This is a genomic window from Bacillus cereus group sp. BfR-BA-01453, from assembly GCF_022662915.1.
Lineage (GTDB): Bacteria > Bacillota > Bacilli > Bacillales > Bacillaceae_G > Bacillus_A > Bacillus_A paranthracis.
This window is the reverse complement of record NZ_JAKUEN010000003.1, coordinates 288,975-313,130: the sequence shown is the minus strand read 5'-3', so window position 1 is coordinate 313,130 and position 24,156 is coordinate 288,975. Positions and strand designations below refer to the sequence as shown.

Sequence of the window (24,156 nt, the reverse complement as noted above, 5' to 3'; positions counted from 1 at the left end):
TCGTTTAATCTGAATCGATTATTGATTCAGAGTTGTTGCGATTGATTGTATAGCAAAATAAACGGTAAAAACTGTAGAAATCCGTTTAGATAAGATTTTATGTAAATCTCACTAAAAATCTCCGTTTCGTCTCATTAAGTATAGTTTACTTGGTTTTTGATACCTGATATTGCTTTGTTTTTATAACTGCCTATAATATATATTATGTCAACTAGTAAAAAGTAATAAACTTATTATATGTTAGTTTCGTGTTTTACACTCCCCTTTTCTTTATTGATTATAGTGATTAGTTCATTATTTTTGAATTGGTGTGATTTGATAGCTGTGGAATTTGAAATTTATTTTCTTGTCTATAATGTAAATTAACAAAATTAAAAACAACTTGTTTAGAATTAATAATTAAACAAGTTGTTTTTAGATTGACCAAACTATATTTATAATTAGTTTGCTATAGCAATTACTTTGATTTCGATTAATACTTCATCGTGAATTTAAATTTTTTAATTGAACTTGCTCGCGTATTATTCGATTATCATTACAATTATTCTTTTTCTTGAAAAATATTGTATTTACGCTTTAAATACAAACCTTTATCTTTATAAATCCACCGTGAAAATTTATTAACATTATTTTTACCACTTAGATATATACGATATTGTTTTTCTTTGTCAACAAAACTCAATCGGAATTTATTATCCTCAAGGATACCTTTAAAAGAATTCATAAAATTATATGATCCTCCAACAAAGCTAACGAAATATTTATGGGAGTTCACATGACCGTCCCCATCAAAATACCCACGAACAAAATGATGTAAATATTCTTCTGGCACGTATGGAAATTCGATGTTAAAAGATTTACATGGATTAATTCCGTGTATGTTCATAAGGTCGTCTTTTATTGTTTTGCTATTAATATTTAGCATATATACGCCTGTTTTTTTATTTTGATACAGTGGCTGGCTGGTGTTTAGTTCTTGTTTTATATCTTCTAAAATGTAACTTTCTTTTTGAGATATACTCACACATTGATTTTCTTTTTGTATGACACCATCTGCTGCTATAAATCCTAATATATAAGCCATATTATTTGACCACGTTTTAAAATAATCTTCTGTTATGTCATACTTTCTCTTCCAGCTCCCTATAGCGCGCCTTGGCACGTTGCTGTCTGATAGAACCATACGAATATACCTTGCAGATACGTTAGCAAGCATAGCGATTTCTGAGGTACCCTTCCCTTCCGCATACAGATGAATGATTTCAGGTTTTGATAGTTTACATTTTGATTTCTTTTTTCTCTCTATTTGCACTTACATCCTCTCCTTCCCTTTAATAATTAGAGACATATTTTCTTCTATAACATATAACGAAACATATGTTCTTTGTTGCTTATAAGAAGAACTTTACTAAATTAAAACAATTTACATTTACTTCATATTCCTTTTATCTGCTGCTGTAGGATTTACATTTTATATACACAAATAATGAATTTGACAAATTTATGAAATGTACTGTATTTAAGGTGAAAGGTAAAATGATTTCGTTTAAACTGCAGATAGCTACAATAACAACATACGTATATTGTTAAACGTAAAAAGGAGAACGAATGAAAAAGAAATATATAAATCAAATTCATACTGATGTAAGTTTTAAACCGAAAGATATTATAGGTTTAATGACGGATTACTTTAAAATGAAAACTAAGCTGCGTCCTATAAAGAATTTACCTATTGTTTTATCGGATAAAAATAATGAGTCTTTAGAGAGTGTGACATGGTTTGGGCACTCTGCTTCACTATTAAAAATAGAAGGTAAAACATTGTTATTAGACCCAATGTTTGGAGATGCCTCTTCCCCATTTCCTCTGTTTAATAGTAAACGTTATAGCGGTGCTTTTTCTTTAGAACGTGAAGACCTTCAAGAAATTGATGCGATTATCATTTCTCATAATCACTACGACCATTTGAATTACAAGAGCATTATGCAGTTAAAAGATCGTGCAAAACACTTTTATGTTCCAACTGGAGTTGCGCAATATTTAATTAAATGGGGCGTTTCACCTAGTAAAATTAGTGAGCATAATTGGTGGGACGAAATTACGTTTGATACTATAAAATTAGTTTGTGCACCTGCAAGGCATTTCTCTGGACGGAGTATGATGGATAGAGATTGTTCGTTATGGTGTTCATGGCTTATTCTAGGGCAAGAGACTAAAGTTTTCTTTAGTGGTGATAGCGGTTATGCTCCTCACTTTAAGGAGATTGGTGATAAGTACGGTCCATTCAATCTTACGTTAATGGAATGTGGGCAATATGATCCGAGGTGGTCTGCGATTCATATGTTGCCTGAAGAAACGGTACAAGCTCATATGGATGTTAAAGGAGAACTCCTTCTTCCGATTCATTGGGGTGCTTTTACATTAGCATTACACGAATGGAGTGACCCAATAGAACGTGTTACGAAAGAAGCCAAACGTTTAGAAGTTAAAATTACAACGCCTCAAATTGGCGAATCTATTACGTTAAAATCTACAGATTATCCATCATCAGCTTGGTGGAGAGAAATTTAATTATAAATAAAAAAGAGCGAACTCTCTTATAAGGAATTCGCTCTTCTTCTGTATTTAAACTTATTTCACTATATTTGCTTTCCCGCTATCTAAAATTCTATTTGCTGGTACACTGGACATTTCAATCACTGTATTTATACTCTTATCAGTTAGTTCAACGAGTTCGTTTTCGTGATTGATTTTTTGTAAATCCCACACCATTCCATTGAACTCGTTATGCTGTCCACTTACCTTTGCAATACTTTTCGTTTTATTTGTAGGTTGTATTTGAAGGTTTGTAAATAGGTTACCACTAATTTCATTTGGCGTTGTTACATTACTATCCATATAAATCATATTTACACAATCTTCGAGAGAGAAGTTCATAAAACGGTTGGCATTTATCCATGCATGTCCAGATTGTGGTTTCTTTGCTACTAATTTCACCCCAGTTTCCATTCCTACAACTTTTATATTTTCAAAATTAATAAATGAAATTTCATTTTCCTTCCCACCAGAATACAAAGAAATGCCGGTACCTTTATTCGTTTCTGTCCAATTGATAATATTTATATCTTTTATTTTTGTTTTGTGCCAAGTGTTATAATACTTATTTTTTCCGTCTAAATATATAACTTCAGAATTAAATGTAGGATCGTCTATAGCTATATAAGCTCCTTCAATAGAAGCGTTTTTTTCTAATTCTAGAACTCTAAAATTACCTTCAACAACAAATTGTGTTCCATAACCAAATAATAACTTTACACCCTGTTTCACTACGATTGGTGACGTGATTTTATACTTCTTATCATCAAGCAATACTGTTTTAATTTTACTAGATTCTGCTTTATTAATAGCAGATTGTATTTTATTTGAATCATTTTTACCTTTAAAGTCTTCTACATACACCTTATCATTTTTAGCTAAACCTTCTTTTTTGTTGTATTGATAAAAAGCAATAGTAATTAGAACGATACCTATAAGTAAAGTACTTATTTTCTTCATCACACTCATCCTCATATAAATTTTCTCCTTAGCTACTCTTCGAATAATCTATGGCTTTTATATTTAGGTGATAATTATTTTGCTGTGTATGATAGATTAAGATTCTTACTTTTTATAATGGAATTATATTATCTATAGAGTTGTCCTGCTTAGCTAATTCTTTATTCCTATAATCTATTAATTTATGATTAGATAAAATAAAATTATGCTCTAATATTAATTCATTGTGGAGCACTTCAACTAAAAATTTAGGTATCATCTCTCCTACGCCGTAATTATAGTCACTAAGAATCCAAGAAACCTCTTTCCAATCTAAAATTCCTTCTGAGACTTTTTTTGGAGTGTGATATGTAAATTCATGAAGTAATTCTACTAGATAAACATACATACCGCCAGAATATGAAGAATCCTCCCATGTAATAATGCCTTTAAATTGAATTTGGTCATACGTAACTTTTATATTAGTCTCTTCCTTTATTTCACGAATCGCATTTTCTAAAGGTGTTTCGCCCTTTTCTATCTTTCCTCCTACACCATTCCATAATCCTTTTACCGGATCATATTCTCTATTTAACATAAGTATCTCTTCATTTCTTTTTATAAAACATAAAGTGTGCTTGTACATAACGTGATTCCTTCCTAAGTTTTTAATAAGCTCTTACTGGAGATATAAGATGGATTGCTGCAGAGTGTGTCCCTGCTTCAATTAATATTGGTCTCATAGAACCGCTGAAACTTAAAGTAACCGTTTCTTCTTTTATTGCCCTTAAAGCATCCAACATAAATCGTCCATCGAAAGATATATGTAATTGTTTTTTACCTTGAATTACATCTATCTGTTGAGTCTCAGATATTTTTCCAATCTGAGAAGCGTTAGAAGAAATTTGAATTGTAGATTCGTTTACAATTTCTAAGTTAACATTGTTATTTGCCCATTCACTTGCTAATAAGCTTGATCGATCTACCCCTTGAAACATTCTTTGTCTATCTATGTTAATGACTGTTTGAAATTCATTTGGAATTAAACTAGATATATTAGGATATTTCCCTTCAATTAATCTTGAATATAATGTAGTTGTACCGAATGTAAAAATAATGTGGCTTTCTGATAGATAAATAGAAACAAATTCTAAATTGCTGTTCATTAATTTTAAAAGTTCATTAATGGTTGCACTTGGTACAATACAATTCGCTTTCATATTAGTAGAAATTAGTGTTTCACGTATAGCTAGTCTATGAGAGTCAGTTGCAGCGCATATTAATTTGTTATAGTCTAACTCGATATGTACGCCAGTAAGAACGGGTCTAGATTCATTTTTCGCTACCGCAAAGACTGTTTGTTTAAACGCATCAATCAATTGTTTTGTTTCTATTTGTATTTCTGCATGATCGTCTATTTGTGGTACGTTAGGAAATTCATTCGCTGGAAAGCCATTTAAGTTTAATGTGATTTCTTCTGATTGTATGGTAATTGTTTGCTCATTCTTACTTTTTATTACTATATCGCTTGGCATTTTCTTTATAATTTCAATGAAGTATTTTGCAGGTACAACAATTGTTCCTACTTTTAAAATAGTCGTAATTTGTTCGTCATCTATGGAACTAGGGATAAATTTTTTGATGAAAATATTTGAATTACTTGCGATTAAAGTAATTCCAGATTGATCTGCAGTTATTTTTATACCGGATAGTATAGGAATTACAGCTTTCGTAGATATTGCTTTACTTACTTCTGAAAGTGCTTGAGTAAACTGTTTATGATTGACGATAAACTCCATTTTTTCCCCGCCTTACATGAAATGATAATTTTATGAAGATTGATGAATGATTGTTCCATTAAAAAAGTAAGGTACTGTTTCTTTCCTTTGTAATGTATTTAATAAGTGTACTGGTATACGTAAATGCGGTGCTGCTCTATGTAATTCCATCCAAGTAATCTCTTCAATTTCTTTTGGCCTTGTTATATTTGTTTCCCCGCCAATTATTTCACCTAAAAAATTAAAGAATATTGCATGGTGTCCTCTCTCCTCGAAAAAAGCTTCGCTAATGTAACAAATACCGTTTACAGTTATATGTAGACCGGTTTCTTCTTTCACTTCCCGAATGACTGCCTCTTCTAACGTTTCTCCCAATTTAACCGCGCCACCTGGTAGTGTGTAATAAGAACCATTCTTCCCTTTGTTTTTAACCATTAAGATCTTTTCGTTTGTTTTATCGTATAAAAGTGCATATGTAACATTTACTTTCTTCATCTAAGTCCACCTCTAATAACGGGAATTTTCTATCTTTGTTACATTCTACCATTTAATCGTTTTAAAATATAAAAAAATTAATAGAGTATTTCATTTATCTATCCTTAGTAAAGGTAATAATTGATCCCCCTTCATTTCTAAATAAAAAGAACGTATTTTGAAAGTAATTATTCAACGTACGCTCTTTATGGTTTGATTGATTTTGGGATTCTATATATTTTCTAACCTTTTTTCCAAATAGTATCGATTATGCCCTTTAGGGTGATCTTCACTTACTCCAATTACTTTATACCCATGTTTTTTATAAAAAGCAGGTGCCTGAAAGCTAAAAGTATCTAAATTGATTAGGCTACACTCTTTTTCAATTGCAAATTCTTCAATAAGTTTTATTAACTTGGTTCCATAACCTTCGTGTCTATATTCTTCAGAAACCCACAGAAAATCAACATGTACGTGATGCCAAAATGTAATTGCAGTTATTCCACCTACTATTTCTTCATCTTCATTTTTCACTATAAAACTAATTTTTTCTGAAGGCTTTTTCTCTTCATCTGAAATATGTTTTTGATTATATTCAATTACTTTTTCTCTTATGTAATCACTATCTTCTTGGACCCATTGTTTTACTATTTTCATTGTAATCATCACGCTCCTTTTAAAGTATCTATTCAATTTAATAATCGTAATATCCTGTCTAACTTAATAGTCGTAGTGCACTGTTTCATTTCACTAAAATTGTAAAAAGCCGTACTACATTTTATTTGTAGTACGGCTTTTTACCGCGTTTGATTCTTTTTAATTAAAACTTCCGTTAGTTTGAACGTATTAGTAAAATAATTCTATTGTATTACTGCGAAAAAGAATGAACATTCCTAAACCAATTAGAACGATTGGAACGATATTATGAGGACTCTTTTTAAAATTAAGCTACTTTCCGATATAAATGTTGTGTTTCTTTTTTCTTCTCTGCTTTAGGTGGACGAATTAATATCGAAATGATGAAGGAAATAACGCTTAAAACACCGATTATAATAAAGGTCGGTCGAAATCCACCAAGTAACGCTCCAATGAACGATCCTGCAAGTGCACCAAACCCGAAACCTTGATATACAATCCCGTAATTTGTACTATGGTTTTTTAATCCGAAGAAATCCCCGACAATTGCTGGGAATATAGTGATATTACCACCGAAACAAAAGGCGACACTTGCTACACAAGTAAAATAAATTCCATAATTTAGAGGAATGTAACTTAAAGTAAAGACTGACAATCCAATAATAATAAACGTTGCAGAAACGATTTTCATGCGGCCAATTTTATCTGATAACGTTCCAAGAACAATACGACCTACTGTATTAAAAATTGCAATCATTGCAACGGCGTTAGCAGCAGTTGCTGCACTAAGTCCAACGAGTTGTACCCCAATATCTTTTACCATACCGATTAAATACAGACCACCCATACACGATGTAAATAACATAAAAAACAAGAGATATACTTGTTTCGTTCTCATCATTTCACGCGGAGTATAGTCATTGTGTAATGTTTCAGTTACAGCATTACTTACAATTGCCTCGCGTAAGAAGAACGATCCAATTAATACTAAAAGCAAAACGATAATGCCCCAATATAAAAAGGCTTGTGATACACCAAGGCTGTCGATAAGATTTCCGTTTATATATCTAAAGATTAAGCTCCCCATTCCATATGCTGATACAGATATACCGGAAATAAGCCCTTTCCGATTCGGAAACCATTTAATTAAATTAGATAGTGATGTAATATAAGCAGTCCCATCTGCATAACCAACTACGACTCCGGCTAATAAATATAGTAATGGTAAGGAAGAAACTTGCGAACTAAGTATTAAACCGAGTCCCAGCACAATCCCTGCAGTAGCGATGAGTTTTCGAAGCCCTAATTTTTGCTGTAACTTTCCTGCAAATAATGTTGAAAATGATAAAGAGAAGCTTGTAATGGAGAAAGTTATAGCAACTGAATTAAGGTTCCATCCAAACTTACTTACAAGGGGCTGATTAAATAAACTCCATGTATAAATTGTTCCAAGGCCAATTTGAACAATGATTGTACCTAGAACAATTAGTAACGGATTTGTAGAAGTTTGTTTCATACTAACTGTCCCCTTCTTTTATCGTGACATGAAGTTTCACAGTTAGTATAACCATCATAAAAAGCAAGATACTGCATGAAAAATGGAAATTGAATTCATGTACACAAAAAGACACTCCATAATGAAGTGTCTTTCTGCAGGTTATATTAGATTTACTTAAAGAAAGCTTTGTTAAGATAAGACATTTTCAAATGCTTATGTATATAGAGTACCAAAATTTTTCAATCATGTGATGGGACTTAAGATGTATTTTTGATTCATCATATGGTCGGATAAACGAAAAATTAATATTCAATTTCATCAAAATCTTTCGGCTGCGGTACCGTTTGCATATTAGCTGCATCTTTTGGATCGCTATAGATCGCATTTTGCTCTGTATTTACAGCTTTTATATTTTGCTTTTTATTTTTGTTCACTTTATCTTTCACTTTCAATCACTCCTTTTTGTTATAGGAGTAATTATGCCCTATTACTGTTACGAAATGTATCAACGACTAAATTGCTAAATTCATGTAAATAATATAAATAATTGTCACCGCCGTAGTTGTATCTTTTATTGTACATTTTTGCAACTACTACATTATATGCAGGTATTACTAATATAGTTGGTCCCGTAATTCCTAATATTTGATACGAGCCTTTGGGTACACGTTCGCCTAGTTCACTTAATTGTGCAGGTTCATTTTGAACGAACCAAAACAATCCATTTTGCGGTAGCTCTTTATTTACATATGTTGGACTCTGCAAACTCGTAGCGATTTTTATAACTTCTTTTGGAACAATTTGTTTATCATCTATCATACCTTGATTTAAATGAAGGTTGCCCCACTGTGCAAATTCTCTAGCGGAGACAAATAGATTTTTTCAGTACCGTCATCTACTGTACCAATTTCACTAATTGCGTCTTTATTTGGATCATCAACAACTGCAACTAAATTGTCATCTTGCTGTATTCTCCATCCTGTTTCTTGGAAATTAGCAGGTTTAAACACACGCTCTTTTAACAATTCAGGAAAACTTTTGTTATATAGCTGATAAATAAGACGTGTCATCATTCTTACATTAATATCTCTATACGCCCATCCTTGCCCCGGTTCAAATTCACGAAAAATTATCCCGTCATTCGTTTCTTCTAATCCGTGCGAATGTGTTACTAAATGTCTTATCGTCGTTTTACTAAGCAATACAGGATCAAAGTCTTTAAAATATTTTATCGCTTCATCATCAATAGAGTTTATTTTCCCCTCGTAAAGCGCATACGCTATCATTAATCCTAAATAACTTTTTCTAGCAGAAGCAACGTTAAATTGTGAAGATGCTGTTACTCTCTTGTTTGTAGATGTATTTGAGTGATAACCACTATAATACTCTAGTACGATTTTATTATCTTTTATAATACAAAGTGCTGCTGCAGAGCTATGGTTTTGTTCTTTTATATTCTCTACCCAAGAAATCAACTTATCATATGTATACAAATAAATCCCCCTTAATACACATAAAAACTACAGCTTGAAAGAAAAGTGCAAAATAGTTTTCACACCTTTCCTTCAAGCAAAATATCTTTGATGTTCTATACTTAAATGATCCACCAGTTCCAGCAGTTAAAACAACCGAAACATCCAGCGCATCCTATGCATCCGCCGCAACGACCTGCACAACCACCACATCTGCCGCCACATCCGCCACAGCGTCCACCACAACCTCCGCATCCACCGCAACGACGTGCATCGTCTTGAATGTAGTAGTATGGATATTGATTTTGTTGTTGATCCCAATACACAACATTACCAGTTTGATAATCATTAAGGTTCAATGATTGTAATTCTTGTTGAAACTGATTCATTATGAAACCCTCCATTTATAAATGTAAATTCCGCTCAAATATGAAAAGTAATATATTTTTGCAACCAAAGTAGAAACAAGGCTATAGACTAAATGCGTACATCAACAAAATATGAAATTACTCTAGGTGATGTACCTTGTTTTTTAGCCTATTTTCTTACTTTCCTTTTGGCAGACGGATTTACTATTGATAGAGGCGTTTAAAAATTGCTAATCCAACAGTTTAATAGTTCATCACTTAACTTTCTTTCTAGTAACTCTTTAACTGAAGGTGCGGGCATGATTTTATACGTATGTAAAGCTTCTTGATTATAATCTATCCAGTGAAACGCTAAATGGGATTCTTTAGATTTTGGTATGAAATCAATGTGTAACTCTTGTGAATCTATCTCAAAAATATGATTGATTTCATGGTGAAGAACTTCTTGATCTTGCCATTTGTTTTCTATGACTCCTAAAAATTGTTTTATACTACAATTTACTCCGATTTCTTCTCGTAGTTCTCTTATTAATGCATTCTCAGCCGATTCGCCAACTTCAACATGACCACCTGGTAAAAAATAATGATGGCCAATATATTCTGCCACTAACAATTTTTTATCCTTTACCATAACAGCTCGAACAATATGATGAAATTTATTTTCCAATTGTTATTCCTCCCATTCATTTACTTTATATTTGATTAAAATAGTCATTTAATATCGGGATAATATAAATCATAGGTGTTTCATACGGATGAATTTTATTGATAACTTCAAGAGCATTTTTTACAAGTTCTCGTTTACACTTTATTTCAATTTTACATTCTTGCCCTTCACAAATCTGACCAATTTCCCCGTTAAAAGGTGATGCACCTTTTAACGGTCTCCAGTATCCTTTCACAGAACTATAGGACAGACAATGATCATATTCTCCCGTTTTACAAGCACCAAGTTTATTTAACTCATTCCTCAGTATTTCAATGTATTCTTCAGGGATAAATACTTCAATTTTGACTTCAGTAAATTGCATAATTCATTTCACACCTTTGCTACATAATAATTAAACGAATAAGCGATATACTTGCTCGCCATCATAATCATGTCCCAATGACTGAAAACCGGAACTTTCATATAGTTTCTTTGCAGAGATATTATCTTTATGTACTGTTAATCTAATTTCTTTACACGCCTTAAACGTATTTTTTATTAAGTGTATACTTTCTTGTAATGCCGCTTTTCCATAACCGTTACCTTGCTGCTTTTGATCGATAATAAATCCATTTATCCAATACATATCTGCTGTCTCTTTTATAACAGCATGCATAACAAAACCGACCATTAGATCGCCGTTGTATATCGCAAATGGTATATATTCTACATTTTCACCATCTGGTTTTATATATACCTTAGCAAGTGAAACTGCTACAGATGGAACAAATTTCGTCTGATTATCTTTAACTTGCAGCTTTAAAGCATCTTCCCAATTCTCTCTCGTAACAACCTTTAACTGGATATTCAATATGGTAAGCTCCTTTATAAAAAGAATGTATTTATATATTCAACGCAGTAAAATAATTCCCTGTTTCTTAATTTTAAGAAATGTGTTGAATTATCACTTCTAAAAAATCTATCCAGTTATATCGCTGTACATTTCACTTCGAGTATCTTTCTTTAATGATACATGCGCTATTAAAACTCCAAGTATAGTAATTACTCCACCAACTACCGAAATAAAAGTAGGTACTTCACCTAACCATACCCAAGCTATAAAACACGCAATTACTGGCGTTAAATATAAAGAACTTGTTGCCTCGGAAGCGCCAGTATGAGATATAATATAGGCCAATGCAATATACGGGAGTACTGTTGGGAATAAACCTAAATATATAACGCTCAAATTCACTTCAAGAGGAGCTACTAGTATTTCTTGATACATTCCTGGTAAGAAAATAAGCATACATACCGTACTAGATAAAATTGTATATATGGTAAATGGTAAGAAGCCGTACTTTTTTAAGTAAGATGTTTGAAAAACGAAAAATAGGCTTTCTGAAACGGCTGCTAATAATATAAATAATCCCCCGCTATTAAATTGAATAGAACCCCCTTGACTAAATGATATGAAAGCAATTCCTATAAAGCTAATTACACCACCGATCCATCCATTTAATTTCATTTTTTCATTCAAAAAAACAAAAGCAAGAATTGCCGTTACTATAGGTGTGACGGAAACGATTAAACTTGCCGATCCAGCATTTACTGTTTTTTCACCATAGTTTAGTGCAATGTGATAAAAAGTAAATCCTAAAGCACCAAATAAAAAAATCGCTGGAATATCTTTTAGATCAGGTAATCGTAGTTTGTATATAAACGAAAACAAAAGAAGTATGAATGAAGCAATTAACAAACGAAGTAAAGTAAGATGTTCAGGTGTGTAAGATTCAAGACCCATACGAATTGCCGGAAAGGCCGTTCCCCAAATTAAAATTGTAAAAGAATGAGCACATATAATTCGATAATCCCATTTTTTATAATTCATGTTTTCTCTCCCCCTTCAAACCAACCACTTTATAATTACCAATTATTTCTTTTCATCATATGTAATAGTTGATACAATGTCTTCAACCAGTTTATTATCGTAAAAACCAACCACTTGGTATTTTTCAAGTGAACGAAGGAGTTTTTTGATGACAACTAGTAAAAAACTGCCTAAGTATCGGCAAATAGTAGATTATATGAAAGAAAAAATTGAAAATGGAGAATGGCCAATTGGAAGTAAGACCCCTAGTCAAAGGCAGTTAGCGAAATTATTTCAAGTAAATCGTAGTACTGTAATAACTGCACTAGATGAACTTATGGCTGATGGATTGATTCAAGGGAAAATTGGAGCAGGAACAATTGTAACGAATAATACATGGTCACTATTAGCGACGAATCCCCCGCCCGATTGGAGTGAATATGTAAAAGCCGGTATTCATAAACCAAGCAAGTTAATGGTACGAGAAATAAATGAAGCAGAAGCAAATAACAAACTTATCCATCTTAGTAAAGGCGAACTTGCTCCTCATCTTTTTCCGCTAGAAACGATGCAGTCCATTATGAAAAAAGTAAGTGAGGAATTAGATTATTTTGGATATGAGGAACAAAAAGGGTTTTATCCGTTACGTAAAGCAATAAGTAAATACGTAAAATCATTTGGAATACATGCATCACCGAGTTCTATATTAATCGTCTCGGGTGCATTACAAGCATTACAATTAATATCAATTGGTCTTTTACATAGAGAGTCCACCGTTTTACTTGAACAACCTTCTTACTTATATTCGCTTCATGTATTTCAATCAGCAAATATAAATTTATCTGGTATAGCTATGGATCATCACGGTGTTTTACCTAACGAATTATTAAAACGCATTAAATATAGTAAAAAGAAAAACATTTTATATTCTATCCCTAGTTTTCAAAACCCAACTGGGATATTAATGTCTCAAGAACGAAGAAAAGAAATAATAAAAATATGTGAAAAGGAACAGTTACCTATTATTGAAGATGATATTTACCGCGAGTTATGGATTGATGAACCACCTCCAGCTCCTTTAAAGTCGATAGATAAACATGGACATGTATTATATATTGGGAGCCTATCTAAAACACTTAGCCCAGGACTTAGAATTGGGTGGATTATTGGACCTGAACCAGTTATTGAAAGATTGTCAGATATAAAAATGCAAACAGACTATGGATCAAGCTCTTTATCCCAAAGAGTTGCTGCTGAATGGATAAAAAAAGGTTTTTATGAAGAACATGTAGCAAATGTAAGAATTCAATTAAAAGAACGAAGACAAATCATGATACAAGCTTTACATAAGTATTGTGCAGATATTGCCACCTGGGATATACCTAGTGGTGGATTTTTTATATGGCTAAAGGTAATACCTAGCATTCCGATGAAGAAATTATTTTCAGAGGCGCTATCAAAAGGAGTTCTTTTAAACCCGGGACGTATCTATGAAGAAGAATCAGATCGATACATTCGTTTATCATATGGATATGCTTCTCCAGAGCAAATGACTAACGGGGTTAAATTGTTGAGTGAATTAATTCGTAAGCTAACGGCATAACAAAAACTCCTCTTTTTCTATAGAGGAGTTTTTGTGTATTTTATTTACCACAACCGCATTTCCTGCCCCAACACAATAAGTCCTTCATAAGGATCCCCGTCAATGTTTAATACTTGAGCAAAAGCAGGTTCTGTTTTTAAACCGTTCTCTTTTAAGAGAAGAATTTCTTCCCTTATATGAGGATGCTGCATTAATAACATGTGCTCTACTATCATATGTCTATATGCATTTTGGTTACGAACTGGCTTAGGCTGAGCAAATAATTCAAATTCAAAACCTTCAAATTTAAAATTTACCTTTATCGATTCAGTATTTTTAATTTTTTTCTTTTTTATTTTGAACCCTTCATAAGAACCATATAAAGATCTCATTTCTTGTTCAAAAACATCAAAGTTATGTACTTCCATTACTATATCTAAGTCAGATTGAAGCGTATCAATTCTTATAGGGATTGTCCCACAAAGTACGGGACTATACAAAGCTAAATCCTCCATTATATTTAGTTTGTTCAAAACATCATACACTTTTTGTTGCTTGTCATTCCCTGATTGTAAATATGTAATAGATGTAAACATGGAAGTCTCTCCTTCATTTCACGTAATACGTGTTTCACTAAATTCAAGAAAATTTGTCCGTTTAAATTTGTTCTAAGAGTACCTTTATTTCAATATATTAAGACGAACAAACGATGTTTTTCAACTTTTCTCCTATACTGCAATACTATAAAAATAAAAAAGGAGGAATTATTATGAGCATTTTTAACATTCTTTTAACCATCCACATATTATTTGGAACAATATGCTTAATTACCGGTATTGTAGCGATGGTTGCTCAAAAGAAGAAAGGAAAACATACGGAATGGGGTGAAATATATCATGCATCCTATGTTGTGATCACCCTTACTGCAATTATACTATCCATTATAAACTGGGATAAAATCGCATATTTATTTTATGTAGCAATTTTCTCTTATGCTTTTGCGATTTATGGCTACCTTGCACGAAAAAAACGTTGGAAAAATTGGCTTCATCACCATATTAGAGGTATGTTAGGTTCTTATATTGGTGCCGTTACCGCGTTATTAGTAAACATCGGTATTCATATTCCAATTATTAATTTATTGCCGCCTATATGGTTTTGGTTTTTACCTACATTAATCGGTATTCCTCTCGTAGCCAGTGTATCAAAAAAATATAAAAAGCGTAGTTAAAATTCATTACATTTTCGTTACTTTCTGATGATTATTATAAAAAATTATACTCAATGTAATATTTTATTAATAAGTTCAAAATTGTACTGCTTTAAGTTAGTCACTTAGCGCTAAATAAAAAGAATCCAATACTTTTATTGGATTCTTTTTCGGATTTCATTTCAATGTCGGCTCTATGTATTCAATGATATTACCATCTGGATGACGAACTATCATTTTTATACCTGTGGGTACTTGTATTGGTTCAGTAATCATTACGCCGTTATAGTTTAAGATTAGTTTTCTTACTTCATTGAGATCATCAATTATAATCGTTGCAGCAACATGATTCTTAATTGTTTCATTTAATTCTTCAATTAAAAGTAAATTTGTAAATCTAATCACATGCGTTCCATTCATTTGAAATTCCTGTGGTTTTTCTTGCTTTAATAGTACTTTGTAAAATTCTAGATGAGTTTGTAAGTCTGAAACATAGAGGCGTGGAACAACAGCTAATATATTCATCCTACTTACACTCCTTTTTAGTTTAAATAGATTAATTTAATTATATATTACTCGAAAACCTCTATAAACTATTACGTTAAAAATAATATCTTTTAATTAAGACTTTAATAATGAATGTAAACGATCCGGATAATTCGTAAACATCCCGTCCACTCCCCATAAAATTAGCTTTTTCATGTCTGTTTCATTATCTACAGTAAATGGATGAATTTCTAATCCATGTTTCTTTATTTTCTTTACATAAGCTGCATCAATATATTTGTAGTTCATACCAAGACCGATGCAGTATGTTTTATACTTTTTTATCTCTGATTCAGTTAATTGAACTGCCTTTTTGTAAGATAGTAATTGGACTAGAGGTATATTAACATATAAACTATGTAGCTTTTGCAAACTTTCTTCACTAAATGATTGAATAATAAGTTTATCCTGTATTCCATAATGATTGATAATTTCTAATAACCTTTCTTCCATTCCTGGATATTCATCAGGTGATTTGGTTTCAATATAATAGTTCGCGTCATGCCCAAACACTTCAATTACTTCTTCTAGTGTTGGAACTTTAGCATTTTCATATTCTTTCTTTGCTAAAGTTGGATGTTTTTCATTAAAAAAAGAACCTGCATTTAATCTCTTTAATTCTTCTAATGTATGTTCCTTAACTAGCCCTGTACCGTTTGTAGTACGATTTACTGTTTCATCATGCATAGCTACTAAATGTCCATCTTTTGTCATTTGAAGATCTATTTCTATATAATCGCCTTTTAATTGTTGTCCCAATTTATACGCAGCAATTGTATGTTCCGGTGCATACGCCGAAGCCCCTCTATGTGCAATGTTTTTTATATAATTCGATTGATTAATAGCTTTTGTGTACTTAAGTTCATTTACTTTATGAAAAACAAAAGTACCTATTACTATAAAGATGCAAAGTATTGTAACGATATATATCTTTTTCATAATGATGTATTAACTCCTACATGAAAGCAATTTGGCTTGGGTAATTTATTCAAATAAATGTCGATTTTCAAATACAGTCATTTGTCCAACAGATTGAAAACCAGCCTTTTTATAAATAGTAATCCCATCAGGTGAAGCTTGCAATACGCATTGAGCAACGTTTAATTCCTTTGCTTCTTGCAGCAGGTAATTAAACATAGTAGAGCCAAATCCTTTCCCCCTCATTCTTTCTTTCGTTGCTATATCATAAATACCAATACTATCTAGTGTACATACTAATGAACCAACCGATACGACTTCATTTTTATAAAGTCCTAAGTACAGGTTCATATTCCCACTATTCCATAAGTCGAAAGACGCAGCTTGATTGTAGAATGCTTGTACATGTATACCTTCCTCTGATGAACCAAACAAATTAGCTAACGTTTCTCCAAACTTTTTAATTTGTTCTGGTGAAGATACTTTTTCTATTCTAAAACCTTCTGGCATGTTTATTGTCGGATGAATTGTATTTAATTCTGCGACCATTGCAATATTCTGTTCTGCTTCTTTTAAGTCCAGTTTTATTAATTCGCTTTTTATAGTCTGCTCGTACCTATCATCCCAAAACCAAACACTCATTGGATATTTCTTTTGATTATAGTATACTACCTCCTTATATAATTTCTCGATATTTTCCGTTACATTATTGTTTAGTAAAGTAATGATATTAAATGTATCTGCAGGTAAACCACAGTCGACAGCAATGTAACCCTTCGTTTCTTTTACATTCATTCCCTGTGCCTGCCGCGCAATATATGAAGTTTTATATGTAAAATTATCTATTAGTAACTTTTTAAAATTCATTCATTTTGCCCCTTTCATAAAAATTCAAATTCGAATCTTTCAGTATTAAATATAACATATAAGAAATATACCTATTTCTATAAAAATATCTCTATAAATCACACTTTGTCTTCTAAAAGAATTAAATATGATATAACGTTGTCGGAATGAAAAAAGTGGTATATAATAAATATTAACATTACTAGTAATTATTTTAGGTATTCCTAGAATAAAGGAGCGATACATATGAAAATTACTATTTATTTCGGAAGTCATGAAGATCAAGATGTTCGTACAATGGACTGTCATTTAGATGTAGAAGATACGGAAGAGATCGTTTCTGTATCATAATATAAATAGTTGGGATGAACCCTCTTCCCTACAACGTTTAAGGCACCTTTTATAGGTGTCTTTTTTGTTGTTTTTTCGTCAAAAACCCTTTACTTTAGAGCGTTTTAATAGTAAAATATAAATATACGAACAAACGTTCTTTTTTATTTTAATTGTACATGAAGGGATGATTTTTACAATGGCTCAAGCAAAGCGCAGAGGAAGAAAAAAGCAAACACCTATCATTTCAAATACAGGCTTTATCGGCTCTGTCTTTATTGATACATTGGAGTTACAAAAGAAATCCTATTATTTCGCTCGTAAAAAACTTCAAATTGTGCATCACGTACTAGATGGTCTCTCTGGAGCAACGAGTTCTCTATTTAAAGAACATAACATTTCAGCATATATGTCTTGTGTGTATTTACATAAACAAAAGAAAATCGGCTTTGTTCTTTCAACGAAGCCTTTTGAACAAAGTGACGGTGTTGCTTACTTTATAAATTATTTAATCGAAAAGAATTTTTACGGTAACGAGGAAGTAGAATATCAAGAAGTATATAATACAGGTTTTATTGGTGTAGTATTCGCTGATTTATGTAGTATAGATCGATTTAATTTCGAGTTTGAAATGGGTATGTTAACAAAATTAATGAAAGATATGATTATTCCGGTTAAAGAACTCTTTTTACGCCACAATGTACCGGCATACATTTCCACTTCTCATTTAGAGGAACAAAACAAATTAGGTTTCGTTCTATCTGTAAAACCATATGATGAACGTGCAGAAGCAGATTTATATTTTGAGGCGTATTTAAAAGAACGTGGGTTATTTATTGGTGATGAAGAAGATGATATTGATAAGATTGTGATAAGAAAAACAGCTGAATTACGATAGAAAAGCGCAGGATGATGATCCTGCGCTTTTTATAATTTATGAAACCGATTTACCAAATAAATTTTCGTTTTATAGTATTTGTTTTTCTTAGCTTGAAAGAAGTAGCAGTATCCATTCTAAAAATAATCTAAGAATCTATTAAGCACTATAATCTTTCGAATGAACCTCTAATATGAAACGATTTGATGAAACTTTAATTACTATTAAATATAAGAATCCCCCTACAATTGGAATGGTGTACGCTGGGATATAATTTAATAATAGACCGGATAGTGCCATTGCTATAGGGAGCATCATTTTACCTATACTTATTCCAATACTGAGAACCCTTCCCCTGTATTCATCGGGAATCTCATTTTGCATGAAATAAATTAAAGGAATATCAATTAGCGCTATAATAAACCCTAAAAAGATCATAACAAAACAATACGTAATAACGAATACTAAATCATTCACTTCAAAACTTTTGAATAAAACTGGAATTCCTAAAATAATCATAAAAACTGACAACATAGAACTTAGTTTTTTCAAAAGATAAGAGTAAGAAAAACGATCAGTTATCTTTTTTACTACAATTGCACCGATTATCATCCCTACTGGAAAAGTCCCTTGAATGATACCAAATTGCTTAGAACCAAGATTGAGTACTGTGTTAATAATATATGGCAATGGAACAGTTACAGCAAAGCCTAAGAAGAAATTAAACGAAATTAAAATATGAAACGTATTCTTTAAGCTTTCCTTTTCAAGTAAGTAAGAAAACCCCTCTTTTATATCTTTAATAAAATTAACTTCTCTTTTTGAATTTCGCTCATTTATGTTGTACTCGAACAGTCTAAAATGAATAAATAGTAATGCTATCCCTGAAAGAATAAAAGAAATACCGTTTATAATTATAAAAGTTTTAATATTAAATATTGAAAAAACGATACCACCTAACATAGGGCCAAGAATTAAAGATACAGAATCGATAATTTTACTTATAGAATTAATACTCATAAGCCTCTCTTTAGAGACGATATTCGGTTTCGCAGCTTCTAACCCTATTCCAAAAAAGGTTGTAAATACCGTCATAAGAAAGGTTGTAGTATAAATGATGAATAAGTTTAATCCATAGTGGCTGCTTACTACATAAACAGTTATTAATGAGCAGCCACTAAGTAGATCCATACAAACGACGAGTTTCTTTTTATCAACTTTATCAGCAATGACACCAGCAAATGGATTCAAAACAATCATAGGAATTGTTCCTAAAATGAGCGTAATCGCGAAATTCAACGCAGATCCGGTGATTTGTAAAACATATAATCCTAATGCGAAACTATAAATAGAGCTACCGAGTATTGATACTGTTTTCCCAATGGAATAGAGACAAATATTTTTTAGTTCTTGGTTGCTTTTTTTATTTTCTATATGTAATCGTAAACTTCTCATCACTTTTCCCCCTGCCTAACTATATGTTACGTACATTGTAAGTTCTTGGGTCAACCCAATAGCAATATGTACAATTTGAAAAGTTTTAAGGGAAAATAAATAAAAGATAGGGTTAACCCCATCTTTATCAACTAAAGATTTTTGTCGTTCTCTATGTTGGTAAAAATAAATAATAGGATTACGTGTACAAATACAAAATTTTTTATTGAAATATAGAATTTAATATGGTATCTTCTATTACATTGATTAATTACATATGAGAATCATGTATAACTCCAAGAATATGGCTTGGGGGTCTCTACCAGGAACCAATAACTCCTGACTACAAAATGCGTATTATAGCGTTTGTAGTCAGGAGTTTTTTTGTTCTACGGTAAATAATGACGAGAAGGGAATACATAAAATGAATTTCAAAGTATTTATATTAGCTCTAGCAACAATAGCAGTAGGACTTGTAGAGCTTATTGTTGGAGGAATATTGCCAGACATCGCTAAAGATTTTAATGTTTCATTAAGTTCCGCTGGGCAATTAATTACAATTTTCGCCTTTACTTATGCAATAGCAGGTCCTGCATTATTAATTTTCACAAGTAAAGTGGAAAGAAAAAAATTGTATGTTATTTCACTTTATATTTTTCTAATTGGTAATATACTTACGTATTTCAGTCCAAACTTTACTTTTATGATGATAGCAAGAATTTTAACTGCTATGAGTACAGCTTTAGTTGTAGTACTTTCCCTTACAATTGCAGCAAAGATTGTTCATCCCTCTTACCGAGCAAAAGCATTAGGATTAATTTATATGGGTATTAGCTCTTCACTTGTTCTAGGAGTACCACTAGGGATTTTAATTTCAAACACATTTGGCTGGAGAGTTATTTTTTTATGTATTGCTATTTTATCATTGGGATCCATCATCTTAATCTCAGTATTTTTAGAGAAAATACCTGGAGAGGAAAACCGAACTCCTCTATCTATTCAATTAAAGGCCGTGTGTAGTCCAAAACTAGGCGCTGCTCATCTAGCTACCATGTTTATGTTAGCGGGACACTATACTTTATATGCTTATTTTACTCCTTTTTTAGAAGATAAGTTTCACCTAAGCCCTTATTGGATTAGCATATTTTATTTAGTGTTTGGTATAGCTGCAGTAAGTGGTGGAGCGTTCGGTGGTGTTTTATCAGATAAAATAGGCGCTCCAAAAAGTATTGTGATAGTTATTACTTTATTTGCTCTAATCTTATTTATATTACCATTCACGGCAGTTTCTATTATCCTGTTTATTCCTGTTATGATAGTTTGGGCTGCTTTGAGTTGGGGGCTTGCACCACCTCAACAAAGTTATTTAATCCAAACTGCCCCAGATACGTCAGATATACAGCAAAGTTTTAATAATTCAGCCCTACAAATAGGAATTTCACTCGGCTCTGCAGTTGGAGGTATAGCTTTAAAACAAGTACATAATGTTGCCAACATGGCCTGGGTTGGTGGATCTCTAGTTCTATTGTCTTTAGCTTTGGCTATCTTTTCTCTTACTAGACATATACCGACAAGAGACTGTCATGTAAGTGCTAAATATGTAGATTAACATTCTCCTTTTCTTTTAATCAAAAAAAGTATAAATCAACATAAAAAGTCCGGTTTTATAGCCAGACTTTTTATGTTGAGGTTAATCTTATCTTTTTCCGAAAAATGAATATGTATAAATCTCTTCTCCTTGAACAATGAAATCCTCGTACTTTCCACCTCGTTTCAAATAATTTGAAGTACTTTCATCTATGAATTGAAACTGTAGATTTTGGATTTCTTTTGTTACTTTTGAACGTGTAAAATTTGCTCGAAAGTTATTTGTAATTTGGCTATTTAAGCTGAAATTTTTAAATAAAATAAATAAACTTAATAAATAACAATCAGATTTAAAAAGTGGGTTTAATTCGTGAAGTAAAAAATCCTCATGTTCAAAACTATAATTGCTCGTACCAGAGTGATCAATTACAATATCTACTGACCGATTTTGAATAGGGATGTTCAAAAAATCCGCACAGATAAAGAGAATATTTCTTCTCGGATTTTTTCTCGCTAATACGTCTTTTAAAAATAAAAGTTTATTGAAATCTCTATCTACTGCGATGTATAGGCAATCTTCGGGTAGTTCTTCATAAATATTTCTCAAAAAGAATCCGAGTCCTGATCCTATATCCAGTATTAATTTGTTATTTAAATCTAAACGTAGTAGTTTCTTTTTCGCCCATTCCCCTTCTCTATGCATATTTTCCAAATATGTATTATCAGTTTCATGAATATAATCTGAAATAGTATCTTCAAGTAAGGTCCGCTCATTTGCTTTAAATAATTCACCAGCAGTTATAATTCCTGATGTAATCATGTATTCTTCACCACAATTACAAATTAATTTTCCTTCAATAATTTGATTGTTAGTAATAATTCCATCTTGAAGAATTAATTTTTTGCTACACTTAGAACATGTCAGTAAATGTAGTACACTTAAATCTATCCCCATAATTGAATTAGAAGTTTCATTTGTTAATAATAAATCCTGTAACACTTCCTTTAATTTATCCCGTTTCTTCTCCAAAAGTTCTATTTCCTGTTCTATCTTGTCATATTTCAGTTTAAATAAAGATTGGTAAAAAGTATCTTTTTCGTAATTCATAGATTTCGCTAAATTTTTATAAAAAAATAGTTCTTTAATTTCATTCAAGCTAAACCCTAGGTCTTTGTAGTGTAAAATAAGTTCTAAATCTGTTTGACAATACTCATCAAAAAAATAGTGGCCTCCCTTTTTTTCAGGAATAATAAGACTGAGATCCATATAATGTCTAATCGTATCAATACTTATATTATTTACTTCTCCAAACTTACCGATTTTCATAATATCCCTACCATTTAAATATTTTTTTATATAGATTTCTATTTTTACCTTTAAAAATCCTTTCCCCTTTTTTATCAACATTATTTATGGAATGAAAAGAGGGTATTTTTTATATAGGTGTGCCTAATAATATAGTACCAAGCTTTAAAGCTTGGTCAATTCTTTCCGAGATAGGTTGATGAATTTCTTCACTCCAGTAATTTGTATGTGTAATAAATTACACCTATTTCCTTGAGAATTTTAAAGATTCTCATCCCCAATACCTTACGAGTTATTGCTACAGATCTTGGTTTTGTACACAAAATCTATAGAAACCAAGAAAAAGATTTTATATCTTTTTATGTTTAGAGGCGTTAAAAAATCACTACACCTCCTTCATATACGTGTAATATACAGGGATTTATAACTGGATATAGAACATAAAAAAGAGATGTTTATATTATTAATAAAATGATATACATAAGTGGAGGGTTAGAAAATGAAAATTGCAATAGTCTGTTTCGATAACTTTACCGATATAGATGTTTTTCTACCATGGGATTTATTAAATCGTGTACGTTTAGTCGGTGGTATTTCCGATTGGGATGTCCAGCTTTTAGGGACAGAACAATCTCATATATCTATGTCTGGCTTGCGTATTCCCATGACAGGAAGTATATCTGATATCCCTTTTGCCGATGCTGTAATATTTGCAAGCGGTAAAGGTGTAAAGGATTTATATAAAAATCAACAATATATTAATAGCATTCATGTAGATCCTCAAAGACAATTAATAGGATCTATGTGTTCTGGTTCACTACTATTAGGAGCTAAAAAATTACTAACTGGTAAAAAAGCTACTACATATCCCTCAGCAGTAGAACAGCTAAAAGAATTTGGTGTAGACGTTATTGAGAAAAGTTTCGTAAACGAAGGAAATATATCGACTGCTGCGGGTTGTTTTGCTGCTCAAGAACTATCGGCTTGGATTATAAGGACCCTACTTAATGAAGAAATGGTTGATATTGTACTAGAAACTGTTCAGCCAGTAGGAAAAGGTTTATATTTTTAATCTCAAATCAAGTCAAGAAATTGTGGTTCCTCCCCAAAAATGATAAAATAAGATTTTTGTTTCGAGTTAACACAAATTTCGTTCTAGAGTGCTATAAAACTTCAACTTGATGGTGGCGTGGTATGCACCATTTATAAATAAAAAAAACCCGCGAATCATTCACGGGTTT

At 31.7% G+C, this 24,156-nt stretch carries 25 protein-coding genes, 3 pseudogenes and 1 riboswitch; of the genes and pseudogenes, 6 read left to right on the top strand and 22 right to left on the bottom strand.

What is annotated here, in order from left to right:
- Window positions 1-541: 541 nt before the first annotated feature.
- Window positions 542-1,312 (bottom strand): LAGLIDADG family homing endonuclease, encoded by a 771-nt coding sequence (locus MR070_RS08960; RefSeq protein ID WP_130983707.1) that lies wholly within the window; start codon window positions 1,310-1,312, stop codon window positions 542-544.
- A 296-nt stretch (window positions 1,313-1,608) separates the two neighbouring features.
- Between MR070_RS08960 and MR070_RS08955 the strand changes: the two genes are divergently transcribed.
- Window positions 1,609-2,571 (top strand): MBL fold metallo-hydrolase, encoded by a 963-nt coding sequence (locus MR070_RS08955; RefSeq protein ID WP_242261094.1) that lies wholly within the window; start codon window positions 1,609-1,611, stop codon window positions 2,569-2,571.
- Window positions 2,572-2,631: 60 nt separating this feature from the next.
- Here the strand turns inward: MR070_RS08955 and MR070_RS08950 are convergent, their stop codons facing one another.
- The 14 genes and pseudogenes from MR070_RS08950 to MR070_RS08890 form a co-directional block, all read right to left on the bottom strand.
- Window positions 2,632-3,570 carry a hypothetical protein gene (locus MR070_RS08950; protein WP_044792252.1) on the bottom strand — a complete coding sequence of 313 codons (939 nt, stop codon included), beginning with the start codon at window positions 3,568-3,570 and terminating at the stop codon, window positions 2,632-2,634.
- A 97-nt stretch (window positions 3,571-3,667) separates the two neighbouring features.
- Window positions 3,668-4,180, bottom strand: coding sequence for an NUDIX hydrolase (locus MR070_RS08945; protein WP_044792254.1), 513 nt, complete (start codon window positions 4,178-4,180; stop codon window positions 3,668-3,670).
- A gap of 22 nt (window positions 4,181-4,202) precedes the next feature.
- Window positions 4,203-5,333 carry a DNA polymerase III subunit beta gene (gene dnaN, locus MR070_RS08940; RefSeq protein WP_242261093.1) on the bottom strand — a complete coding sequence of 377 codons (1,131 nt, stop codon included), beginning with the start codon at window positions 5,331-5,333 and terminating at the stop codon, window positions 4,203-4,205.
- A gap of 30 nt (window positions 5,334-5,363) precedes the next feature.
- Window positions 5,364-5,807: an NUDIX hydrolase gene (locus MR070_RS08935; protein WP_138321926.1), complete on the bottom strand. Its 444-nt coding sequence runs from the start codon at window positions 5,805-5,807 to the stop codon at window positions 5,364-5,366.
- Between the two features lie 210 nt (window positions 5,808-6,017).
- Window positions 6,018-6,443 (bottom strand): GNAT family N-acetyltransferase, encoded by a 426-nt coding sequence (locus tag MR070_RS08930; RefSeq protein ID WP_038357105.1) that lies wholly within the window; start codon window positions 6,441-6,443, stop codon window positions 6,018-6,020.
- 189 nt (window positions 6,444-6,632) lie between these two features.
- Window positions 6,633-6,713, bottom strand: a pseudogene (locus MR070_RS27210) (cadmium resistance transporter); the annotation flags it as partial.
- 16 nt (window positions 6,714-6,729) lie between these two features.
- Window positions 6,730-7,938, bottom strand: coding sequence for an L-lactate MFS transporter (locus MR070_RS08925; RefSeq protein WP_242261092.1), 1,209 nt, complete (start codon window positions 7,936-7,938; stop codon window positions 6,730-6,732).
- Window positions 7,939-8,222: 284 nt separating this feature from the next.
- A complete protein-coding gene (locus MR070_RS08920) occupies window positions 8,223-8,366 on the bottom strand; it encodes a hypothetical protein (RefSeq protein WP_242261091.1) in 144 nt (47 codons plus the stop codon).
- 31 nt (window positions 8,367-8,397) lie between these two features.
- Window positions 8,398-9,413 (bottom strand): annotated as a pseudogene (locus tag MR070_RS08915) (serine hydrolase domain-containing protein).
- Window positions 9,414-9,514: 101 nt separating this feature from the next.
- Window positions 9,515-9,781, bottom strand: coding sequence for a heterocycloanthracin/sonorensin family bacteriocin (locus MR070_RS08910; protein ID WP_001071384.1), 267 nt, complete (start codon window positions 9,779-9,781; stop codon window positions 9,515-9,517).
- A 199-nt stretch (window positions 9,782-9,980) separates the two neighbouring features.
- Window positions 9,981-10,427: an NUDIX domain-containing protein gene (locus MR070_RS08905; protein WP_139895387.1), complete on the bottom strand. Its 447-nt coding sequence runs from the start codon at window positions 10,425-10,427 to the stop codon at window positions 9,981-9,983.
- Window positions 10,428-10,452: 25 nt separating this feature from the next.
- Window positions 10,453-10,791: a divalent cation tolerance protein CutA gene (gene cutA, locus MR070_RS08900; RefSeq protein WP_044792261.1), complete on the bottom strand. Its 339-nt coding sequence runs from the start codon at window positions 10,789-10,791 to the stop codon at window positions 10,453-10,455.
- Window positions 10,792-10,821: 30 nt separating this feature from the next.
- Window positions 10,822-11,280 (bottom strand): GNAT family N-acetyltransferase, encoded by a 459-nt coding sequence (locus MR070_RS08895; RefSeq protein WP_001025606.1) that lies wholly within the window; start codon window positions 11,278-11,280, stop codon window positions 10,822-10,824.
- Window positions 11,281-11,388: 108 nt separating this feature from the next.
- Window positions 11,389-12,300, bottom strand: a complete 912-nt coding sequence (locus tag MR070_RS08890; protein ID WP_044792263.1) for a DMT family transporter — start codon at window positions 12,298-12,300, stop codon at window positions 11,389-11,391.
- A 145-nt stretch (window positions 12,301-12,445) separates the two neighbouring features.
- Here MR070_RS08890 and norG point away from each other — a divergent pair, with 145 nt between their 5' ends.
- Window positions 12,446-13,882: an efflux pump transcription regulator NorG gene (gene norG, locus MR070_RS08885; RefSeq protein ID WP_472927048.1), complete on the top strand. Its 1,437-nt coding sequence runs from the start codon at window positions 12,446-12,448 to the stop codon at window positions 13,880-13,882.
- 44 nt (window positions 13,883-13,926) lie between these two features.
- On the opposite strand, the gene MR070_RS08880 is transcribed toward norG, so the two are convergent.
- Entirely contained in the window at window positions 13,927-14,457 is a 531-nt protein-coding gene (locus MR070_RS08880) for a DUF4269 domain-containing protein (RefSeq protein ID WP_139895391.1), read from the bottom strand.
- A gap of 173 nt (window positions 14,458-14,630) precedes the next feature.
- Between MR070_RS08880 and MR070_RS08875 the strand changes: the two genes are divergently transcribed.
- A complete protein-coding gene (locus tag MR070_RS08875; RefSeq protein ID WP_000021740.1) occupies window positions 14,631-15,092 on the top strand; it encodes a DUF2306 domain-containing protein in 462 nt (153 codons plus the stop codon).
- 156 nt (window positions 15,093-15,248) lie between these two features.
- On the opposite strand, the gene MR070_RS08870 is transcribed toward MR070_RS08875, so the two are convergent.
- The 3 genes from MR070_RS08870 to MR070_RS08860 form a co-directional block, all read right to left on the bottom strand.
- Window positions 15,249-15,596: a VOC family protein gene (locus MR070_RS08870; RefSeq protein ID WP_242261089.1), complete on the bottom strand. Its 348-nt coding sequence runs from the start codon at window positions 15,594-15,596 to the stop codon at window positions 15,249-15,251.
- A 96-nt stretch (window positions 15,597-15,692) separates the two neighbouring features.
- Window positions 15,693-16,556, bottom strand: coding sequence for a glycerophosphodiester phosphodiesterase (locus MR070_RS08865; protein ID WP_070806146.1), 864 nt, complete (start codon window positions 16,554-16,556; stop codon window positions 15,693-15,695).
- A gap of 45 nt (window positions 16,557-16,601) precedes the next feature.
- Complete coding sequence (locus tag MR070_RS08860; protein WP_242261088.1) at window positions 16,602-17,402, bottom strand: GNAT family N-acetyltransferase; 801 nt, start codon at window positions 17,400-17,402, stop codon at window positions 16,602-16,604.
- 508 nt (window positions 17,403-17,910) lie between these two features.
- Here MR070_RS08860 and MR070_RS08855 point away from each other — a divergent pair.
- Window positions 17,911-18,609: a hypothetical protein gene (locus MR070_RS08855; protein ID WP_000035797.1), complete on the top strand. Its 699-nt coding sequence runs from the start codon at window positions 17,911-17,913 to the stop codon at window positions 18,607-18,609.
- Window positions 18,610-18,747: 138 nt separating this feature from the next.
- Here the strand turns inward: MR070_RS08855 and MR070_RS08850 are convergent, their stop codons facing one another.
- Window positions 18,748-20,043 (bottom strand): MFS transporter, encoded by a 1,296-nt coding sequence (locus MR070_RS08850; protein WP_001257236.1) that lies wholly within the window; start codon window positions 20,041-20,043, stop codon window positions 18,748-18,750.
- Between the two features lie 245 nt (window positions 20,044-20,288).
- Window positions 20,289-20,388: riboswitch (purine riboswitch) on the top strand.
- A gap of 58 nt (window positions 20,389-20,446) precedes the next feature.
- Between MR070_RS08850 and MR070_RS08845 the strand changes: the two genes are divergently transcribed.
- Window positions 20,447-21,631: an MFS transporter gene (locus tag MR070_RS08845; RefSeq protein WP_001009820.1), complete on the top strand. Its 1,185-nt coding sequence runs from the start codon at window positions 20,447-20,449 to the stop codon at window positions 21,629-21,631.
- A gap of 87 nt (window positions 21,632-21,718) precedes the next feature.
- Here MR070_RS08845 and MR070_RS08840 read toward each other — a convergent pair whose 3' ends face one another.
- Both MR070_RS08840 and MR070_RS08835 read right to left on the bottom strand, forming a co-directional pair.
- Window positions 21,719-22,936 carry a methyltransferase domain-containing protein gene (locus tag MR070_RS08840; RefSeq protein ID WP_242261087.1) on the bottom strand — a complete coding sequence of 406 codons (1,218 nt, stop codon included), beginning with the start codon at window positions 22,934-22,936 and terminating at the stop codon, window positions 21,719-21,721.
- Window positions 22,937-23,063: 127 nt separating this feature from the next.
- Window positions 23,064-23,132: pseudogene (locus MR070_RS08835) on the bottom strand (glutamine amidotransferase); the annotation flags it as partial.
- Window positions 23,133-23,414: 282 nt separating this feature from the next.
- Between MR070_RS08835 and MR070_RS08830 the strand changes: the two are divergent.
- Window positions 23,415-23,987, top strand: coding sequence for a DJ-1/PfpI family protein (locus MR070_RS08830; protein ID WP_000684439.1), 573 nt, complete (start codon window positions 23,415-23,417; stop codon window positions 23,985-23,987).
- The last annotated feature ends 169 nt before the right edge of the window (window positions 23,988-24,156 follow it).

Coding starts and splice junctions, on each gene's coding strand:
- MR070_RS08955 (WP_242261094.1), top strand. CDS start 1,609: ATGAAAAAGAAATATATAAATCAAATTCATACTGATGTAAGTTTTAAA.
- MR070_RS08950 (WP_044792252.1), bottom strand. CDS start 3,570: ATGAGGATGAGTGTGATGAAGAAAATAAGTACTTTACTTATAGGTATC.
- MR070_RS08945 (WP_044792254.1), bottom strand. CDS start 4,180: ATGTACAAGCACACTTTATGTTTTATAAAAAGAAATGAAGAGATACTT.
- dnaN (WP_242261093.1), bottom strand. CDS start 5,333: ATGGAGTTTATCGTCAATCATAAACAGTTTACTCAAGCACTTTCAGAA.
- MR070_RS08935 (WP_138321926.1), bottom strand. CDS start 5,807: ATGAAGAAAGTAAATGTTACATATGCACTTTTATACGATAAAACAAAC.
- MR070_RS08930 (WP_038357105.1), bottom strand. CDS start 6,443: ATGAAAATAGTAAAACAATGGGTCCAAGAAGATAGTGATTACATAAGA.
- MR070_RS08925 (WP_242261092.1), bottom strand. CDS start 7,938: ATGAAACAAACTTCTACAAATCCGTTACTAATTGTTCTAGGTACAATC.
- MR070_RS08910 (WP_001071384.1), bottom strand. CDS start 9,781: ATGAATCAGTTTCAACAAGAATTACAATCATTGAACCTTAATGATTAT.
- cutA (WP_044792261.1), bottom strand. CDS start 10,791: ATGCAATTTACTGAAGTCAAAATTGAAGTATTTATCCCTGAAGAATAC.
- MR070_RS08890 (WP_044792263.1), bottom strand. CDS start 12,300: ATGAATTATAAAAAATGGGATTATCGAATTATATGTGCTCATTCTTTT.
- MR070_RS08880 (WP_139895391.1), bottom strand. CDS start 14,457: ATGTTTACATCTATTACATATTTACAATCAGGGAATGACAAGCAACAA.
- MR070_RS08875 (WP_000021740.1), top strand. CDS start 14,631: ATGAGCATTTTTAACATTCTTTTAACCATCCACATATTATTTGGAACA.
- MR070_RS08870 (WP_242261089.1), bottom strand. CDS start 15,596: ATGAATATATTAGCTGTTGTTCCACGCCTCTATGTTTCAGACTTACAA.
- MR070_RS08865 (WP_070806146.1), bottom strand. CDS start 16,556: ATGAAAAAGATATATATCGTTACAATACTTTGCATCTTTATAGTAATA.
- MR070_RS08860 (WP_242261088.1), bottom strand. CDS start 17,402: ATGAATTTTAAAAAGTTACTAATAGATAATTTTACATATAAAACTTCA.
- MR070_RS08855 (WP_000035797.1), top strand. CDS start 17,911: ATGGCTCAAGCAAAGCGCAGAGGAAGAAAAAAGCAAACACCTATCATT.
- MR070_RS08850 (WP_001257236.1), bottom strand. CDS start 20,043: ATGAGAAGTTTACGATTACATATAGAAAATAAAAAAAGCAACCAAGAA.
- MR070_RS08845 (WP_001009820.1), top strand. CDS start 20,447: ATGAATTTCAAAGTATTTATATTAGCTCTAGCAACAATAGCAGTAGGA.
- MR070_RS08840 (WP_242261087.1), bottom strand. CDS start 22,936: ATGAAAATCGGTAAGTTTGGAGAAGTAAATAATATAAGTATTGATACG.
- MR070_RS08830 (WP_000684439.1), top strand. CDS start 23,415: ATGAAAATTGCAATAGTCTGTTTCGATAACTTTACCGATATAGATGTT.